Here is a 16,516-nt window from a genome sequence, read left to right on the forward strand (position 1 = left end):
TCGCGCAAAGGTCATGCGCGGCGTCTACCGTAGAAGGGCACGGACTTTGTGCAGGCGCACATGCCCGGCGGCAGGCAAACACGCGGCGCGGCGCATAATCTCGATGACGTGAGAGCAGACCATAGCGGCATCGCAACCGACACCCTCGGGAGGACACCATGCTGGTCAGGAACGAAGCGCGCGTCGAACAACTCATCAACGATCTCCTCGAATTCGCACGAGGACGGTTGCCGGAGCAGACCTGGCGGATCATCGAGCCGTTGCTTCGCCACTACTACGAGCAGGTCGATGTCGAGGACATCGCGAGCCGCGATGTCGCCGATCTCTACGGCGCCGCCATGGCGCACGTCCAGACGGCGCAGAAGTTCGTCCACGGGCGCGAAGTGCTGCGGGTCTATAACCCGAACCTGGAGCAGCACGGCTGGCACTCGGATCATACGGTGGTCGAGATCGTCAACGACGACATGCCGTTCCTCGTCGATTCCGTGAGCATGGAACTCAACCGGCTGGGGCTTGCGCTGCATTCCGTGATCCACCCGGTGTTCCGCGTCTGGCGCGGCGCGAAGGGCGAGATCGAGCGCGTTGCGCAGGGCCACAGCGAGGCCGGCGACGGCCAGTCCGAGCTCGAATCGTTCATTCATTTCGAAGTGGACCGCTGCGGCGATGGCGCCCGCCTCGACGAAGTGCGCGACAACATCGCGCGCGTGCTGGGCGACGTGCGCGCGTCGGTGGAAGACTGGCCGAAGCTGCTCGACACCGCCCGCGCCGCGATCACCGAACTCAAGACCCGCGACACGAGTCCGGACGGCATCGAGTCCCGTGCGTTCCTCGAATGGATGGCGGGCGATCACTTCACGTTCCTCGGCTGCCGTGACTATGATCTGGTGGAGCACGAAGGCGGCTTCGCGTTGCGCGGCGTGTCCGGCTCCGGGCTGGGCCTCTTGCGCGAAACCTTGCGCGCGCCGGCGGCAGGCGACCTGACGCCGCTGCCGCCGGGCGCAGCCGCGATCATCGAAGGCGCGGCGCCCATCTTTCTGACCAAGGCCAATTCGCGCGCGACGGTGCATCGGCCGGGCTATCTGGACTATGTCGGCGTGAAGCGCGTATCGCCGGAGGGCAAGGTGATCGGCGAGCGGCGCTTTCTCGGCCTGTACACGTCCACTGCGTATCTGGTGCCCACCTACGAGATTCCGATCGTGCGGCGCAAGTGCGCGAACATCGTGCGGCGCGCGGGCTTCCTCGAGAAAGGGCATCTGGCGAAGTCGCTCATCACGGTCCTGGAACAGTACCCGCGCGACGAACTGTTCCAGGCCGACGAAGACGTGCTCTTCGACATCGCGCTCGGCGTGCTGCGCTTGCAGGAACATCAGCGCACGCGGCTGTTCGTGCGGCGCGACCGCTTCGACCGCTTCGTGTCGTGCCTCGTGTTCGTGCCGCGCGACAAATTCAATACCGACCTGCGCCGCCGCATCAGCCGCGTGCTGATGGAGGCCTTCAACGGCCGCAGCATCGAGTTCACGCCGCTGTTGTCGGAGTCGCCGCTGGCGCGCATTCATATCGTGGTGCGGGCGGATCGCGGCACCATGCCCGAAGTCGATACGCGCGAACTCGAAACGCGTGTGGTGCAGGTGGCGCGGCGCTGGCAGGACGATCTCGCCGATGCGCTCATCGACAGTCATGGCGAGGAAGCCGGCAACCGCCTGTTGCAGCGTTACGCGGATTCATTCCCGGCGGGTTATCGCGAGGACTATCCGGCGCGTACGGCGGTGCGCGACATCGAAATGATCGAGGCGACGCATACGAGCGCCGGCGGTCTCTCCATGAGCCTGTACCGGCCGATCGAGGCCGGCAAGCGCGCGTTCCGCTTCAAGGTGTATCGCGTGGGCGAGCCGATTGCGCTGTCGCACAGCCTGCCGATGCTCGAACATCTCGGCGTGCGCGTGGATGAAGAGCGCCCGTACCTGATCGAGCCGACCGGCGCGCCGAACGCATGGATTCACGACTTCGGCCTGGAGTTGCAGGACGACGTGGAATTCGACATCGATCGCGTGAAGCCGCTGTTCGAGAACGCGTTCGCGAGCGTGTGGTCGGGCGAGATCGAGAACGACGATTACAACCGCCTCGTGCTGCGCGCGGAGTTCGGCTCGCGCGACGTGACCATCATGCGCGCCTATGCGAAGTATCTGCGCCAGGTGGGCTCGACGTTCAGCGATGCCTATATCGAGCGCGCGCTGATCGGCAATCCGCTGATCGCGAAGAAGCTGCTGCAACTGTTCATGGTGCGTTTCGATCCGGCGCATGGCGGCGGCGGCGAGGCGCGCGACGCCGCCGCCGAGCGCGTGCTCGCCGACATCGAAGCGGCGCTCGACAAGGTGCCCAATCTCGATGAAGACCGCATCCTGCGGCAGTTCCTCGGCGTGATCTGCGCGACGGTGCGCACCAATCACTTTCATCGCGATGCACACCGCCAGCCGCGGCCTTATGTGTCGTTCAAGCTGGATCCGTCGAAAGTGCCGGGGCTGCCCGAACCCAAGCCGATGTTCGAGATCTGGGTCTACGCGCCGCGTGTCGAGGGCGTGCATCTGCGCGGCGGACGCGTGGCGCGCGGCGGCCTGCGCTGGTCGGACCGGCGCGAGGATTTTCGCACCGAAGTGCTCGGCCTCATGAAGGCGCAGATGGTGAAGAACACGGTGATCGTGCCGGTGGGATCGAAGGGCGGCTTCGTCGTGAAGAATCCGCCGCCGGTGACGGATCGCGAGGCGTATCTCAGCGAAGGCGTCGCGTGCTATCAGATGTTCCTGCGCGGCCTGCTCGACGTCACCGACAACCGCACGCCGGACGGCATCGTGCCGCCGCCGGACGTGGTGCGCCACGATCCGGACGATCCCTATCTCGTGGTCGCGGCCGACAAGGGCACGGCCACCTTCTCCGATTACGCGAACGCGATCGCACACGAATACGGTTTCTGGCTCGACGATGCGTTTGCCTCCGGCGGCTCGGTCGGCTATGACCACAAGAAGATGGGCATCACGGCGCGCGGCGCGTGGGAATCCGTGAAGCGCCATTTCCGCGAGATGAACTTCGATACCCAGACCACGGATTTCACGGTGGTCGGCATTGGCGACATGTCCGGCGACGTGTTCGGCAACGGCATGCTGCTGTCGCGTCACATCCGGCTGATCGCGGCGTTCGATCATCGCCACATCTTTCTCGATCCGACGCCCGACACCGCAAAGAGCTTCGAAGAACGCGCGCGTCTCTTTGCATTGCCGCGTTCCAGCTGGGCCGACTACGACGCCTCGCTGATCTCGACGGGCGGCGGCGTGTATCCGCGCACGGCGAAGTCGATACCGGTGTCGCCGCAGGTGCAGGCGGCGCTCGGTATCAGCGCGTCGGTGCTCGCGCCGAACGAGCTGATCCGCGCGATCCTGCTGGCCGAAGCCGATCTGCTCTACAACGGAGGTGTGGGCACCTATGTGAAGGCGACGGCGGAAACGCATCTGCAAGTCGGCGACCGCACCAATGACGCCGTGCGCGTGAACGGCGCGGAGCTGCGCGTGAAGGTGGTCGCGGAGGGCGGCAATCTCGGTCTCACGCAACTGGGGCGCATCGAGTTCGCGCAGCGCGGCGGCCGCATCAATACGGATGCCATCGACAATTCTGCGGGCGTCGATTGCTCGGATCACGAGGTCAACATCAAGATCCTGCTGGGCCTCGTGGTCGCGGATGGCGAGATGACCGAGAAGCAGCGCAACGCGCTGCTCGCCGAGATGACCGACGAAGTCGGCCTGCTCGTGCTGAAGGACAACTACGCGCAGACGCAGGCGCTGTCGATCGCGAAGCGCTATGAAGCCGAGACGCTCGATGCCGAGGCGCGCATGATGCGCTTCCTGGAGCGCGCCGGGCGCCTGAAGCGCCGCATCGAGTTCCTGCCCTCCGACGACGAGATCGCCGAGCGCGCGGCGGCGAAGTCCGGGCTGACGTCGCCCGAGCGTGCGGTGCTGCTTGCATACGGCAAGATGTGGCTGTACGACGAACTGCTCGAATCGGACGTGCCGGAGGATGCGCTCGTCGCGGACATGGTGCCGGAGTATTTCCCGAAGCCGCTGCAGCAGCGCTACAGCGACACGATGCAGCGCCACCCGCTCAAGCGCGAGATTCTCGCGACGCACCTGACCAATGCGCTCGTCAATCGCGTGGGCTGCACCTTTGTGCATCGCCTGATGGAAGAGACCGATGCGCAGCCGAGCGACATCGTGCGGGCGGCGCTCATGTCGCGCGATGTCTTCGATCTCGACGACCTGTGGCGCAGCATCGACGGGCTGGACAACATCGTCGCCGATGAAGTGCAGGCGCGCATGTTCGTCGAGGTCGTGCGGCTGCTCGACGATACGTCGCTGTGGTTCCTGCGTCATCTGAAGCACAGCGGTGCGGATGCGCATGAAGCGCGCGGCGTGCTGGCGCGCTGCCGTGAAGCGGCGCAGCGGCTGGCGCCGCAACTGCCGGCGCTGCTGCCTGCGACGCAGCTCGACGCGTGGTATGCGCGCCGGCGCGACCTGGAGGATGCGGGCGTCGAGAGCACGCTGGCGGCGCGGGTCGCGAGCGGCGAGATTGCCACGGCCGTGCTCGACAGCGCCGAAGTGGCGGCCTGCACGCAGCGCAGTCTCGAACTGGTGGCGAGCGTGTATTTCGGCATCGGCACGCTGCTCGATTATCGCGGCATTGCGGAGCGCGCGATGGCCTTGCCCGTCGCGACGCACTGGGACTTGCTCGCGCGTGCAGCCGCGCTGGAGGAACTGGCGCGCCTGAAGCGCGCGCTGACGGTGAGCGCGCTCGAACAGTCGCGCGGTATCGATGCGGCGGATGTGATCGTCGAGACCTGGCGAGCGAAGCGCGAGCAGGCGCTCGACCGCTACACGCGCCTGCTGACCGAACTGCGCGCGAGCGGCGGCGCGAGTCTTTCGATGCTGCTGGTCGTGGTGCGCGAGATGGCGGTGCTCGAACGCGCGTAGACCTTCTTCGCCGTGTGATGAAAAAGCGGGCGCCTCGCAAGCGCCCGTTTTTTTCATGTGTACTTCATGACATCAGTGATCCGAAGCAATTCATGAAGCATTGAATTCGATTCATGCCTGATGCGTCCACTTTGTCGGATCCATGCTAGGTCGCATGCGCGAATACACTCGCCGCACGCTTTACATTCGGTAAGTCACGGCATTTAATCAATGAGCGGACGAAGCCGTCCGGCATGTCTTTCTCTATCCGTCCTCGCGGTCATCCCGGTGTGAATTCAATCGTTACGCCACACGCGAACCGATCGCAGGATCCTTGCGCTTTCGCCGTTCCAGCGGGCAGGGTCGGGCACGTCGCAGCGCGTCATTTGCAGCGAGGTCTTACATGATCAAGTTATCGGGCGAAGTGATCGACGCTCTCAAGGCATCGGTGCGCGGCAGGGTGATCGCACCCGCCGATGCCGATTACGACGAAGCACGCAAGGTCTGGAATGCCACCATCGACAGGCGGCCCGCGCTCATCGTGCGCTGCGCGGGCGTGGCCGACGTGAAGGCGGCGCTGGCGTTCGCGCGCGGCAACGGCATGCTCGTGTCGATCCGCGGCGGCTCGCACAACATCGCGGGCAGCGCCGTCAGCGACGATGCCGTGATGATCGATCTCTCCGCGCTCAGGTCGGTGCGCATCGATCCGCAGGCGCGGCGCGCGTACGTGGAGCCCGGCGCCTTGCTCTCCGATTTCGATCACGAAGCGCAGGCGTTCGGACTGGCGACGCCGCTCGGCATCAACTCGACCACCGGCATCGCCGGTCTCACGCTCGGCGGCGGCTTTGGCTGGATCAGCCGCAAGTTCGGCGTCACGGTGGACAATCTGGTGGCGGCGGAGATCGTCACGGCGGACGGCGAATGGCGTCGCGTGGACGAGCATGCCGATCCCGAACTCTTCTGGGCCTTGCGCGGCGGCGGCGGCAATTTCGGCGTGGTCACGCTGTTCGAATTTCGGCTGCATGAAGTCGGGCCGGAGATCTATGGCGGGCTGGTGGTGTATCCGCTCGAACAAGCCGCCGACGTCCTGCCGAAGTATCGCGAGTTCGTCGCGCAAAGTCCCGACGAGCTGAGCGTCTGGGCCGTCATGCGTCTCGCGCCGCCGCTGCCGTTCCTGCCCGCGGAAGCGCACGGCAAGCCGGTGATCGTATTGGCGAGTTGCTATGTCGGCCCGGTTGAAAACGGCGAGCGTGTGCTGGCGCCCGCGCGCGGCTTCGCCACGCCCTATGGCGAGCATCTCGGACCGATGCCCTTTGCAGCATGGCAGAAAGCCTTCGATCCGCTGCTGACGCCGGGCTCGCGCAACTACTGGAAGTCGCATAACTTTGCCGTTCTGACGGACGCGACCTTCGACATCCTCACCAACGCGGTGAAATCGCTGCCTTCGACGCAATGCGAGATCTTCGTCGGCGCGATGGGCGGCGAGACGAACCGCGTGCCCGTCGATGCCACTGCGTACGCGAATCGCGATTCGATCTATACGATCAACATTCACGGCCGCTGGGAAGACGCCGCCGATGATGCCAGATGCACGGCTTGGGCGCGCGACATGTTCGCCGCGCTGACGCCGCACGCGTTGGGCAGCGTGTATGTCAACTTTCTGACGGGCGATGAAGGCGATCGGGTGAAGGCGGCGTATGGACCCAACTACGAGAAGCTCGCGCGAGTGAAGCAGCGTTACGATCCGGAGAACGTGTTCCGCAGCAATCAGAACATCGTGCCGGCGGCGTGAGGAGGTGACGGGCCGGCATTCAACGCCGGCCCAGGCCGTGGCGCAGGTCGTGTGAGGCGTCGTCAGTGGTGTCTTCGTAGACGAGTGTGCGTGTGTCGGCGCTCAGGTGCGCGCGCAGCACGTTCAGAAATCGCGGTTCCACGGCAAGTCGCAGCCGGTCGAACCTGTGCTGCCGGCGGCTGTCTTCAAGAAAGGCGGCGACCTTGCGCGCGAACGCTGCGCCGTCGTCGTCCGTCACGCTTGCCGACGGATTCCTGAGGTCCTCGACCTGCCTCAGATCCAGCGTCAATCCGTGCGTCTCGAAGACTCTCGCACGCTTGCCGTCGGCCGCGAGAACCCACGTGATGGCGGTCATGGCGCTCCTCCTGTTCGCCCGTCCACGCGGGCTCTCGCCATTGTGCGCCCGATCTTTCCGCGATGGCTTCCTTCGTGCGGAGATTCGCTTTTGCGGCGCAGCACGCGACATGCATCTTGTGCCTAGGTGTCGCTCCACATGCGCAGCAGGTTGTGATAGCAGCCGACCAGCGTGCGCTTCGCGGCTTCGTCGCCGTCGGTGGCGTTGAGGCGCTGGATGGCGTTGTCGAGATCGAACAGCAATGCGCGTTGTCCGTCGTCGCGCACGAGGCTCTGCGCCCAGAAGAAACTCGACACGCGCGCGCCGCGCGTCACCGGACGCACCTGATGCAGGCTCGTCGCCGGATAGACGAGCGCGTGGCCGGCGGGCAGCTTCACTTCCTGCACGCCAAAGGTATCTTCGATGATCAGTTCGCCGCCGTCATATTCGTCGGGCGGCGTGAGGAACAGCGTGACCGAGACATCCGTGCGCACGCGCGCGCCGTGGCCCGGCACGATGCGGATCGCGCCATCGACGTGACTGCCGAAGTGCATGCCGCCTTCATAACGGTTGAACAGCGGCGGATACACGCGGTTCGGCAGCACGGCGCTGATGAAGAGCGGATGCCGCTCCAGCGCGCCGACGATCGCATCGCCGAGTTCCAATGCGATCGGCGAACCTTCGGCGATCTGCATGTTGCGCTTGACCGGCGCGCCCTGATAACCCGCGGTGGCGCGGCCGTCGACCCAGGCGTCGCTGGCTTCGAGGCGGGCGCGCATGGCGGCGGCATCGGCGGGACTGAGGACGTTCGGTATCGAGAGGATCATGGTTCCATGGGACGTGGCGCGCGCCGCGTGCGTGCGGCGCGCGCCGGCACGGCATCAGCGGAAACGGTAGTTCAAGGTGGCGAGGAACGTGCGGCCCAGGCCCGGCACCGCGCGTCCGCCATCGGACGGAATCAGGGCGTCGTAGTACTTCTTGTCCGTCAGGTTCAGCACGTTGAACTGGATATCGTAGCGTTTCTGATGATACGCGGCCATCACGTCCCAGCGCACGTAGCCGCGCACTTCGACGAGATTGTTGTTCGCCGCGTAACGCGACGACACATACGAAGGCCCGCCGCCGATCTGCCACACCGGCGTGAAGTCATAGGTCGTCCACAGCGTGAACATGTGATGCGGCGTGTTGGCCGGCGTCTTGCCCTGCGTGCCGTCGAAGGCCTTCAGGATCGTGCCGTCCATGTAGGTATAGCCGCCGAACATCTGCCATTGCTTCGTGATGTGGCCCGCCACGCCCAGCTGATAGCCGCGTACGCGGATGTCGCCGTCGAGCGAATAGGTGCCGTCCGAGGCCAGCGTGCGCGCGTTGGTCTTCTCGATGTTGAACAGCGACTGCGTGACCGACAGGCCACCGTTCAGCAGATCCCACTTCGAACCGACTTCATACGACTTGTTGTGCTCGGGCGGCAGGTTCTGCTGGCCGTTGGTGAGCGTGAGCGCTTCGAGCGACGGATCGAACGAGGTGCCGTACGACACGTAGTACGACTGCGTCTCCGTCGGCTGGAACACGAGGCCCGTGCGCACGCTCGTGAAGTAATTGGTCTGGGTGGCGTAGGAGGGCGCGTTGATCGAGTTGTGGATCGCCGCTTCATAGCGGTCCCAGCGCACGCCGCCAATCCACTTCCAGTGCTCGCCGAGCGAGATGGTGTCGTTCAGGTACAGGCCGAGACCGTTCGCGCTCGACTCCGCCAGGTTGGTCGCCACCTCGCGATAGTTGGCGGGACGCGGCACATACGCCGGATCGACCAGCGGCACGATGGCGAGCGTGTTCGAGGGCAGGCCCGGCGTCGTTGCGGTGAAGCTCTGGTTGCTATAGGTCTCGTGGCTCAGATCGACGCCCACCAGCATGTCGTGCTTCAGGAAGCCCGTGGCGAACTTGCCTTCGAGGTCGGTCGTGTTGTAGACCGAGTGATCGTTGATGTTGCGGTCCTTGCCTTGCAGGCGCACGAACAGCGAACTCAGCGGCAGGGCGGTGTAGTTGCCGTTGGTGAGCGCTGTAGAGTTGCCGAGCGGTCCGGTCAGCACGGCCGCCGCATTGGTCGCGCGCGCTTCGGTGCTGTAGTGGCTGAACTGCGTCTGGTTGCGCAGCGTGAACATGTCGTCGAAACGATGCTGGACGCGCGCGCTGACCGTCTGGACGTCCTGGATCGTGCGGTCGTCGGTGAAGCCGTAGAAGGTCTTCGTATCGACCGGCGCGGGATGGCCGTTGAGCGGCGGAATGCCGTAGTCGGGCTGGTCGCGGTTGTGCTGGATCAGCGCGCTCAGCGTCACCTGCGTCGGCGTGCCGATGCCGAACTTCACTTCCGGCGCGATGCCGTAGTCCTTGTTGATCATCTCGTCGCGGCTCGAACCCAGCGACTGGCCGAACGCGTTGACACGGAACGCCGAGGTGTCCGTCAGCGGCTGGTTGATGTCGACCGTCGAGCGGAAGCGGTCGTGCGTGCCCGCCTGCAGCGAGACATCGGCGCGCGGCTTCAGGTCCGGCTGCTTGCTGACCTGGTTGATGACGCCGCCGGTGGAGCCGCGTCCGAAGTACAGCGACGACGGCCCGTACAGCACGTCGATCGACTCGAGGTTGAAGGTGTCGCGATAGTACTGGCCACGGTCGCGGAAGCCGTCGAGGTAAATGTCGGTGCGCGCGGAGAAGCCGCGCAGGTTGATGTTGTTGCCGATCTGGCCGCCTTCCGCCGCGCCGAGCGTGACGCCGGGCACGTTGCGGAGGGCATCGGAGAACGAGCTGATGGCCTGCGATTGCAGCACGGCCTTCGGCACCACGACGACGGCCTGCGGAATGTCGCGCAGCGCGGTGGGCACCTTGGCGCCGACGCTGGACACGTCGGCCTGGAAATCGGGCGCGTCGGCCTGGCTGGTCACGCGAACGGCGGGCAGCGAAGCGGATTCGGGCGCGTCCGGCGCGGCTTGCGCGGCGTTCGGTGCTGCGGTGGGCGTGGTTTGCGATGCAGTCTGGGCGTATAGCGGTGCCGCCATGGGCACGGCGGCAATCGTTACCCATGCCGCTGCCAGCGGCGTTTTCCTCAACATGTCGTGGTCCAGGTCGTTGTTGTTCAGGTCCGATGGCGGCGGATCGGGCGTCCTGCCGCCACGGCTTTTCGAGGTGTGCGATGTCGTCGATCGAAAGCTGTGGCGCCGTGCTGTTCAGTACGACTCATTGCGCCGGGCTATCGTGTCGATGGGTAAATGCGAATCGCTATCATTACATGGTCGGAAATATTTCGAAAATATCCGTAATGACTGGCGGGATTTATTGCCGGGAAATGTGACGTTCACGCAACAAAAAGCGCTTGCGCGATGTGGCTTCAGCACCCTCAGTGAAGGCGCTCACGCCCGCTGGGCATGGCTCCGAGGCCGGCGCAGCGTCTGGCGCCGCGCGGTATCAGGCGAATATGAGGGAATTGCGGACAAAAAGTGGCGGATGAGATTTTCCGCCAGGCGGTAGCTCAATAATGCGGTGAAAAATTTGTAAGAAATCGGTGCCGGCTCGCAGAAGGCGTCTTTCGAGCTCTCTGCAAGCCGGACCGGTGTCAATTCGACAACGACAGATACGGCGAGCTGAACGCCTGCGGCGGGAACACGGGCTGTACGCCGCCGCGATTCGAGAAGGTATAGCGCACGTACACGGCCGCGAGCCACTCGCGATACTGATACGCGTTGCCGAACGAGGCCGTCGCGCCAACCGCCAGTTGCGGCGCGAGCTGATATTCACCGGTCGCGCTGAGCGAATAGGACACGCCCGTCTTGCTCTGGCCGGGATAGACGGCGTTCGCATCGGGTGTGGCGCCGGAGCCGGCGGCGCGTGCCTGGAACGTGCCGTTCGTCGGGAAATAATCCGACTCGTCCTGCCGGTAATGCTGCACGCCGATCGAGCCCTTCAGGTCGTAGGTGAACAGCCCCGAACGCCCGGCATACTCGACCGGGAAGTTGAGAATCACGTACTGCTGCGGGCTGAAATAGCCGCCCTGACCATAGGTGAAGTACGACAGGTTCTTGTCGTAGTGCATCAGCGTGGTATTCGCGCCGATGGTCAGCGTCTGGTCCGCATCCTTGATGAGGCGCGTATAGATGCCGCCGCCGCCCTTCACCGCGGTGTTGGTCGCGACCTGCTTGCCGTCGAGGAACTGGTACGCCGCGTTGGCATAGACGCCGTTGGTGCCGTCGTCCCAGCCGAAATCGGCGCGGCCGCCGGTCGACGTCACGCCGCCCCATTCGAGTCCCGCGCCCTGGTCGCGGGCCCCGGCGTAGGACAGCAGGCTGTCCGTGACCGCACGGCGCGCGACGGCCAGCGAGTAGGAGACCTTGTCGGTGATGGCGTTCTGATACTGCACGCCGCCCACCACGTTGGTTTCGCGGAAGCCGAGCGGCGTGGTGCCGACATCGCCCTTCCAGTTGCGGTTCTCATAACCGATCGACAAGCCGACGCCCGTCGCCGTCTGCGAGCCGTAGTTGTTGGTCGGCGGCGTGGCGACCGCGCCCAGTCCGGATCCGAAGCGCGCGAGCGTGTTCGCCTGGCTGCTCGCGGTGCCGGCGTCGAGCGTGACGGGCGTCGCGCGCACGATGACGTGGCCGTTGCCCGCCTTGATGCGGCCTTCGATGGGCGCTTCGATGTCGGTCAGGTTGGACAGTCCGTCCTCGCCATCGCGATTGCGGAAGATGATCCCGCCCGACACCGTGCTGGCCTGCTCGCGGTTGATCTGCGCGAGTTCATCGGCGACGCCCGTCGTCTGCGAATTGGCGACGGGCGCGGGCATGCCGCCGGTGGACATCGTCGCGGCCGCGGCGGCGCGCTGCTGCTGCTGCGTCTGGGCCGGATAGTACGGCTGGGCATAGCCCGCCGGCGGCTGCGGAATGTACGGCTGCTGCGCGTATTGCTGCGGCGGATAGTAGGGCTGCGGGGCGTACGGCTGCTGCTGCTGGGGATAGGGCTGCTGCGGCGGCGCGCCGTAGGCGTACGGATCCGCGGGACGCGCCGCCGCGGTTTTGCGGGTGGAGGTCGTCGCCGGGCGTTTCGTGCGCGTCGTGCTCGCGTGGCTGCTCGCGACAGGCGGCGGCGCGTAGGCATTCGACTGCGCTTCGCGCGCGCCGGGCGACATCGGCCACGGCGATGCATACGGATCCTGTTGCTGCGGATACGGCTGCTGCTGCGCGTACGGTTGCTGTTGCGGATACGCCTGCTGTTGCGGGTAAGGCTGATACGCCGGCTGCTGCTGATACGGCTGCGCCTGATAAGCCGGCTGCGCATAACCGCCCGACGCGCCCCCGTCCTGCCCCGGATAAGGCTGAAGCGGACCGCCCGACTGCCCGGAACCGGACGTGTCGGGACCATAGCCGCCGCTCGTCACCTGACGCGGCGCGCCTTGCTGCATCGGCGCGGGCGCGGCGGAGGGCGCCAGATACGGCGTGGAATACGTGGCGGGCTGGGGAGGCGGCAGATAGGTCGGCACGGGCTGCGAGTAAGTCTGAGGGATGACCTGGCGATACGACGCGCCGGACGCCAGCGCCGGACTCGACGCCGTATCGACCGCGGTCTTGCCTTCGAACGGATTGGTGCCGGGCAGCGGATTCGAGCCGATGCGGCTCAGCGCGCTTTCCCAGCCCGGCGGAACATTGCCGCGCGCCTGCGTAGGCGCGGCGGCCTGCATCGGCGGCGTGTTGGCCGCGACGAGCGAGCGTTGCAGGAACTGCGCGGCCAGATCGAGCTTGCCCTGCGCGCGATACATCCGGCCGATCGACGCCAGCACGCCCGGGTCGTTCGGCGCGGCCTGATAGGCCTGGTTCGCGTAGGTCTCGGCCAGCCGGAAGTCGCGCACGTTGCTCGCGGCGGCCATCGCGGCGGTCTGCAGCGCGAGGTCGTCGGGACGGCGCGTCAGTGCCTTCTGAAAGCATGCCAGCGCACTGCGGTCGTCGCCCGCCGACGTGTACATGCGGCCCAGCGCGGCCTGCAGATCGGCGTTGTCGGGCATCGCGGCGAGCCACGGCGAAATGACGTCGTAGGCGCTCGCGAGATTGCCCTGCCGACGCACTTCGTCCGCACGCGCGACGACGATGCCCACATTCAGATTGTTGAAGTCGGTGCGTTGCTGCGTCGTGAGCGACATCGACTGGAGGCGGCGCATCACCGAACCCAGTTCGGCGGTCTGCTGCGTCGCCGAGAGAATGCCCGCGTATTGCAGGAGCAGTCCGGTGTCGTTCGGCGCCTGCGCGATCGCGCCGCGCACCAGCGCCAGCGCGCGAGCCGGATCGCCCGCCTTCACATAGGCCGTGGCGATCGCGCCCGTCAGCTCGGCGTTGCCGCTCGCGACCGGCGCGGCACGGCTCAGGATCGCGAAGGCCTGCTGACGCTGTCCTGCGGCGGCCGCCTGCGTCGCGAGTTCCGCCTGCTGCTGCACCCACAGACGATGCTGGAGCGCGGTCATCGCGGGCGTGCGCTGGGCCGCCGGAATGCGTTCGAGTTGTCCGAGGCCAGTTGCCCAGTCCTGGGTTTCGGCGGACAGCAGCGCGCTTGCATAGAGCGCGTCGGTCATGTCCGGATGGGTCGCGAGCAGCCCGTCCATCATGCTGCGCGCGTTGCCCACCGCGCCCTGACGCACGTAGATGCGCGCCAGGTCGAGGCGCAGCCACGGATCGTCGGGATTGTTGAGCAGCGCGTCTTCAAAAAGGCTGCGCGCCGCGCCGAGATCGCCGCGCGCTTCGGCCGCGCGCGCCTGCGCCGCTTGCGCCTCGCCGCGCAGCTTGTTGATGCCGCCGGCCTTGGCTTGCTGTTCGGTGTTGAGACGATTGGCGAATTCGAGCGCCTCGTCGCCGCGTCCCTGCGCGGCCAGCGCGCCGACGAGTCCGCGGATCGCGTCGGGGTTGTCGGCCTGACGGCGCAGCGCCATCCGATACGCCTGCTCCGCGCCGCGCGGATCGCTGTTCGCAAGCAACATCTCGCCGAGCAGGACCTGGGCGGTGACATCGGACGGATTGACGGCGATCGCGCGTTCGAACAACGCCTTCGCCTGCGCGATCTGCCCGTTGCTGCGCGCGCCGATGGCGTCGCTCGTGTAGGACCAGTACGTGGCGCTGGTGAGCGCGTCCTTCCAGCGCGCCGGATTGCCGGCCCGCGACGCGCGTTCGAGATCGTTGCGCGCTTCGGTGAAGTGTTCCTGCTTGAGCGCCGCGATGCCCATGCCACCGAGCGCGTCGGCGTCGTTCGGGTTGCTCGCGAGCACCGACGCGAAGCGTGCGCGCGCCGTCACGAGATCGCCGCGATCCAGCGCCGCGAAACCTTCGCCGACCGTGCGTCCGCGCGTATCGACGGCCACGCCCGCCTGCGCGCGATCCTGCGCCGCGCGGTCCTGCTGCACCATCGAATCGAAGCGCGCCTTCACGGCGGCGTCGTCGGGCGAGGATTGGAGATAGGCCTGGTACAGCGGCGCATCCGATGCGCGCGCGCCGAGCCACAACAACGCCTGGCGCCAGCTCTTCTTCGCGTCCGCACCGACGGCGCTGTCGCTGGCAAGCTTCGCGAGCCGCGCGATGCCGTCGCGCCGCGTCGAGTCGCGATAGGTCAGATGCTGCGCGTAGGCGAGCTGGTAACGCGGCTCGTCGGGATTGTCGCGCGCGAGCTGTTCGAGTCCGCGGCGCGCCTCGTCCCAGCCTTGCGGCGTGGCGGCGAGCGCCTGGTAATACTCGAGCTGCAACTGCGGCGTGGCGGGCTTGCCGTCGATCGCGCGGCGGTATTCCTGCACCGCCGACGCGCTTTGTCCGCTCTGTGCGAGACGGCGCGCGTCGTTGACGGTCTGATCGCGCGAACTGGTCTCGCCGAGCCGGCGGCCGAGTTCGTCGATGTTCGGATAGTTCGGCGCGGCCTGACGCAGTTGCGCGAGATACTGCTGCGCGCCGCTGCCGTCCTTGCGATCGGCGAGCACCATGCCCATGCCGAACAGCGCATCGGGCTGCTTCGGGTTGATGCGCAGCACCTTCTGCCACGCCTGCTCGGCGAGATCGCCGCGCCTGTGCGCCTGCCAGTACTTGCCCTGGTCGACCAGCACGGTCAGCGGATCGGCGCTGGCCTGGGCGAGGGCGAACATCGGCGCGCCGGCCGCGATGGCCGCCGCGATGTGCATTGCGAGAGTCCGCTTCATTGCGTGTTTCCTGACCCGGATCAGCATGCGCTTCTCCAGTTCGGCACCAGACGGCCGGTTTCATCGAAGCGATAGCGCCCGTCGACGAAACCGCCGCCGAACAGGCCCAGCACGCGGTCGTAGTACGCAGGTTCGCGTCCTGCGACAGCCGGCGCCGTCAGCGCTTCGAGATGGGCGCGGGCGAGGCCCAGGCCGTGCTCGTCGTTCAGTGCCTTGAAGTAGGGCGCCAGCGCGCCCCAGTAAGAGAGCGGGCCTTCGCCGCTCACCGCGCCGTTCAGGGTGGAGACCTTCTCCGGCGGAAAGCCGTTTTGCGCGACGCTCTGGCGCATGCCGCCGAGCGCATCGAGCCACGGGCGCGCGAGCGGATCGCGGCTCGCCGTCATGCCGGCCCACAGATAGACGCGTATGGCGTCATAGCTGCCGACATCGCCGTTCTTCGGATCGACGGCGAACTGGCCGTTCTGATACGCCGCCCAGTCCGGCGCATAGCCGCGCGGCGCGGTCACGCGGATCATCGTCGCGGCGTTCTGCGCGAGCTTGCTCCACGGGCCGTCGGGCATCTCGTGCGCCAGTGCGCGCAGCAGCGGCAGCGGCAGATAACTCGGGTTCAGACGCGTCACGTCGCCGTTCCGGAAACCGTGCGGGCCGGGCAGGAGCATCGGTCCGAGGCCCGGCAGATCGGCGATTTCCTGCTTCGCGATCTGCGTCGCCAGGGCGTAGCCGAGTTTCGTATAGGCCGGCTCCTTCCACAGCCGGCCGGCCTGGAACAGGTCGTAGGCGATCCACAGGTCCGAATCGGAGGCCGAGTTCGGGTCCAGCACGCCAAATGAGCCGTCCGGCTTCCTGCCCCATTGCCACGCGGGCAGGCGCAGGTTGGCGGCATCGAACTGATTGCCGGAGAGATTCGTGCGGGTCCAGCCGAGCAGGCGCTCGAAGGTGGCGCGGTCGTTGGCCACGAGCGCGAAGAACATGCCGTACGACTGGCCTTCGGAGGTGGTCTGCTGCACCTCGGTCGAACGGTCGATTACGCGGCCGTCGGCCTGCACCGCGCGCTCGACGAATTGCCGGTACGCCGGCCAGTCGCATTGCTGGGCGGCTTGCGGGGCTTGCGCGGGCTGCGCGCGGGCGGCGCCGGCCGCTCCCGCGCTGGCGGCGGCGACGAATGCGCCGGCCACGACGCTTGCGGTGAATGGCCGCAT

Annotated in this window: 7 protein-coding genes; 2 read left to right on the plus strand and 5 right to left on the minus strand. The window is 66.5% G+C overall.

What is annotated here, in order from left to right:
* Positions 1 to 158 precede the first annotated feature (158 nt).
* Positions 159 to 5,012, plus strand: coding sequence for an NAD-glutamate dehydrogenase (locus tag QCE62_RS29235; protein WP_309925959.1), 4,854 nt, complete (start codon positions 159 to 161; stop codon positions 5,010 to 5,012).
* Positions 5,013 to 5,394: 382 nt separating this feature from the next.
* On the plus strand, positions 5,395 to 6,783 hold the full coding sequence (locus QCE62_RS29240) for an FAD-binding oxidoreductase (protein WP_309925960.1): 1,389 nt from the start codon (positions 5,395 to 5,397) through the stop codon (positions 6,781 to 6,783).
* Positions 6,784 to 6,802: 19 nt separating this feature from the next.
* Here QCE62_RS29240 and QCE62_RS29245 read toward each other — a convergent pair whose 3' ends face one another.
* The 5 genes from QCE62_RS29245 to bcsZ all read right to left on the minus strand — a co-directional run bounded on the left by QCE62_RS29245 (position 6,803) and on the right by bcsZ (position 16,516).
* A complete protein-coding gene (locus QCE62_RS29245) occupies positions 6,803 to 7,138 on the minus strand; it encodes a host attachment protein (protein WP_309925961.1) in 336 nt (111 codons plus the stop codon).
* 122 nt (positions 7,139 to 7,260) lie between these two features.
* Entirely contained in the window at positions 7,261 to 7,944 is a 684-nt protein-coding gene (locus tag QCE62_RS29250) for a Fe2+-dependent dioxygenase (protein ID WP_309925963.1), read from the minus strand.
* A 54-nt stretch (positions 7,945 to 7,998) separates the two neighbouring features.
* Positions 7,999 to 10,218, minus strand: coding sequence for a TonB-dependent siderophore receptor (locus QCE62_RS29255; protein ID WP_309925964.1), 2,220 nt, complete (start codon positions 10,216 to 10,218; stop codon positions 7,999 to 8,001).
* A gap of 500 nt (positions 10,219 to 10,718) precedes the next feature.
* Positions 10,719 to 15,344 (minus strand): cellulose synthase subunit BcsC-related outer membrane protein, encoded by a 4,626-nt coding sequence (locus QCE62_RS29260; RefSeq protein ID WP_409017936.1) that lies wholly within the window; start codon positions 15,342 to 15,344, stop codon positions 10,719 to 10,721.
* Positions 15,338 to 16,516, minus strand: a complete 1,179-nt coding sequence (gene bcsZ / locus QCE62_RS29265) for a cellulose synthase complex periplasmic endoglucanase BcsZ (RefSeq protein ID WP_309925969.1) — start codon at positions 16,514 to 16,516, stop codon at positions 15,338 to 15,340. Before bcsZ ends, QCE62_RS29260 begins: the two co-directional genes overlap by 7 nt.

Origin of the sequence: Caballeronia sp. LZ033 (assembly GCF_031451265.1) — a bacterium.
Lineage (GTDB): Bacteria > Pseudomonadota > Gammaproteobacteria > Burkholderiales > Burkholderiaceae > Caballeronia.

What these genes read in the sequence shown, in the direction of transcription:
- QCE62_RS29245 (WP_309925961.1), bottom strand. Translation starts at nt 7,138, where the DNA reads ATGACCGCCATCACGTGGGTTCTCGCGGCCGACGGCAAGCGTGCGAGA.
- QCE62_RS29260 (WP_409017936.1), bottom strand. Translation starts at nt 15,344, where the DNA reads ATGCTGATCCGGGTCAGGAAACACGCAATGAAGCGGACTCTCGCAATG.
- bcsZ (WP_309925969.1), bottom strand. Translation starts at nt 16,516, where the DNA reads ATGCGGCCATTCACCGCAAGCGTCGTGGCCGGCGCATTCGTCGCCGCC.
- QCE62_RS29255 (WP_309925964.1), bottom strand. Translation starts at nt 10,218, where the DNA reads ATGTTGAGGAAAACGCCGCTGGCAGCGGCATGGGTAACGATTGCCGCC.
- QCE62_RS29240 (WP_309925960.1), top strand. Translation starts at nt 5,395, where the DNA reads ATGATCAAGTTATCGGGCGAAGTGATCGACGCTCTCAAGGCATCGGTG.
- QCE62_RS29250 (WP_309925963.1), bottom strand. Translation starts at nt 7,944, where the DNA reads ATGATCCTCTCGATACCGAACGTCCTCAGTCCCGCCGATGCCGCCGCC.
- QCE62_RS29235 (WP_309925959.1), top strand. Translation starts at nt 159, where the DNA reads ATGCTGGTCAGGAACGAAGCGCGCGTCGAACAACTCATCAACGATCTC.